Origin of the sequence: Limosilactobacillus gorillae (assembly GCF_001293735.1) — a bacterium.
In the GTDB taxonomy this organism is placed as follows: Bacteria; Bacillota; Bacilli; order Lactobacillales; family Lactobacillaceae; genus Limosilactobacillus; species Limosilactobacillus gorillae.
Genome location: NZ_BCAH01000056.1, coordinates 1 through 2,313 on the forward strand (window position 1 = coordinate 1; position 2,313 = coordinate 2,313).

Here is a 2,313-nt window from a genome sequence, read left to right on the forward strand (position 1 = left end):
CGCGTCAACAAGAAATACTATACTCGTCTTGGACACCGTTGGCAAGTATTTTTTTGATTTTTCAACAAAAATAGCGATAAATGTCAATCTGACAGGAGCAAAAAGAAAACTAATGGTAAAAAGGTACGGTTGGTGAGGACGGCAATCGGGGATTTCTTTACCCATCAGGGTGGTGAACCCTAGCGACTTTATTAATCACCACCAATGAAGGTTAGGGGCTTTCTGGTTAAAACAAAAAAATAATTTTCACGCGGTTATCGGCTGAGAAAACGCTTTCTAGCGGTCTTTGCTGGAAACTAGACCAATTTAGACAACTTGACCTTCCGACCAGTGGTGGCTATCTTAAGGGTAGTTGGTCCAATTGTTACGAAAGTCGGGAGGTTTTTGATGTCTGATCTTAACTCTGCTTCTGTTCCGGTACCCCAAGTTGTCGCTCGACTTGATGCGACGACACAGCGTCAGTTAAACACCAATGCGGCCGTTCTGGTACGTTCTTTACGCCAGGATCTTGACATGACGGAAGAAGAATTTGCAACCTATATTGGTTTAACCCCTCGTTTGGTCAGTTCGATCGAAAGGGGAGAGTTTAATGTTTCTTACGCCCTCTTAGCTGATATCGGCCACCGGGCGGGAAAGCAAATTAGCCTTAAATACTATTAGAAAACGCGAGGCGGCCCAGGAGGTCGTCTTTTTTAGTATTGACGATAACGACACACTGTAGTATTATGTCGTTATCGCCAAAAAAGAAAGGATGTTCAAATTACATGGCACAACTAAATCACATGGATAAGCAATTCAAGACCCTCGATGACTTCTTGGGAACTCACTTTATCTACACCTACGATAATGGTTGGGAGTACGAGTGGTACGCCAAGAATGACCATACCGTTGATTACCGAATTCATGGGGGAATGGTGGCCGGCCGCTGGGTTAAGAATCAAGAGGCCCACATTAACATGTTGACGGAAGGAATTTATAAGGTGGCCTGGACAGAACCAACTGGGACCGACGTTGCCCTCGACTTTGTTCCAAACGAGCATAAGTTAAACGGAACGATCTTCTTCCCTAAGTGGGTTGAAGAGCACCCAGAAATCACGGTTTGCTTCCAAAACGACCATATCGACCTGATGCACGAAAGTCGGGAAAAGTACGCAACCTACCCGAAGCTAGTGGTACCTGAATTTGCCATCATCACTTACATCGGTGACGCCGGTCAGGATAACGATGAAGTTATCAACGAAGCCCCATACACGGGAATGACTGATGACATCCGTAACGGTAACTTCTATGACCAGGGCTATCGTCGTCAAAAATAATTTAATAATCAGCGGCCCGCGGGTCGCTGATTTTGCTATAATAGCTTCTAAAGACCAAAAAGGAAGTGACGCGCGTGCCTGCCAAGCGTATTTTACCCTACGTGATCTTGGGCATCATTAGCGAACACGGTCAGTTGACCGGTAAGGACATCACCAAGGAGTTCACCACCGACATTGGGGAGTTTTGGAAGTCCTCCCATAGCCAGATCTACCCAGAATTACGTCGAATGACGGCTGACCAGTGGCTTAAGATCATTCCTGACCCGGATAACGACAAGGAAATCCATTATCAGCTAACTAAAGCGGGGCGCCGGACTTTAAACGAGTGGCTAGAGACACCTAACGAGAGTTTGCCGGTTTCTAAGGACCTCTTTTCGTTAAAGATGTTTTTCATCCAGGATAAAGACGACCCCCGAATGACGGCCCTGATTGATACGCAAATGCAGTTGGTTAAAAAAAACTTAGCCCATCTAAACGAGCGTCAGCAGCTGCTATTTAGCTCGGAGGCAGCCATTAACCAAAACTACGGTCACTACTTGATCTTACAACGGGCCATTGCTAGGCAAGAGGCCCAACTCACCTGGTTGAAGGGGCTTATCCCGGTTAAATAAGGAGGAAAACGATGGCAAAAGAATGGACATTAGTATTAGTTAAGCCTGATGGCGTCAAGAACCGCCACATTGGCGATGTACTATCTCGCATCGAACAAAAGGGTTACCAAATTATTGACCTCAAGATGATTAAACCGACCGAAGAAAAACTACGCCAACACTATGCTGACAAGGTTAACGCACCCTATTTTGATGCGTTGATGTCCTATATGACTGAGGGACCAATTGTCGGAATTATCGTTGCCGGCACCAACGTAGTTAAAGCCATTCATAGCATGGCTGGGGCCACGAACCCGGTTGACGCCGCCTAGGGCACCATCCGGGGCGACTTTGGCCGGGAATGGCCGGACGGCAACCTCCGCAACGTTGTTCATTGATATATTATG

3 protein-coding genes and 1 pseudogene are annotated in these 2,313 nt (G+C 46.5%); all 4 read left to right on the forward strand.

Features of this window, described 5'->3' with window-relative positions:
* Positions 1 to 387 precede the first annotated feature (387 nt).
* Positions 388 to 660 (forward strand): helix-turn-helix transcriptional regulator, encoded by a 273-nt coding sequence (locus AOQ57_RS08065; protein ID WP_093626912.1) that lies wholly within the window; start codon positions 388 to 390, stop codon positions 658 to 660.
* Positions 661 to 782: 122 nt separating this feature from the next.
* On the forward strand, positions 783 to 1,316 hold the full coding sequence (locus tag AOQ57_RS08070; RefSeq protein ID WP_093626916.1) for a phenolic acid decarboxylase: 534 nt from the start codon (positions 783 to 785) through the stop codon (positions 1,314 to 1,316).
* A 74-nt stretch (positions 1,317 to 1,390) separates the two neighbouring features.
* Positions 1,391 to 1,927, forward strand: coding sequence for a PadR family transcriptional regulator (locus tag AOQ57_RS08075; protein WP_093626914.1), 537 nt, complete (start codon positions 1,391 to 1,393; stop codon positions 1,925 to 1,927).
* Positions 1,928 to 1,938: 11 nt separating this feature from the next.
* Positions 1,939 to 2,301, forward strand: a pseudogene (locus AOQ57_RS08080) (nucleoside-diphosphate kinase); the annotation flags it as partial.
* Positions 2,302 to 2,313: the final 12 nt, after the last annotated feature.

Coding starts and splice junctions, on each gene's coding strand:
- AOQ57_RS08065 (WP_093626912.1), top strand. CDS start 388: ATGTCTGATCTTAACTCTGCTTCTGTTCCGGTACCCCAAGTTGTCGCT.
- AOQ57_RS08070 (WP_093626916.1), top strand. CDS start 783: ATGGATAAGCAATTCAAGACCCTCGATGACTTCTTGGGAACTCACTTT.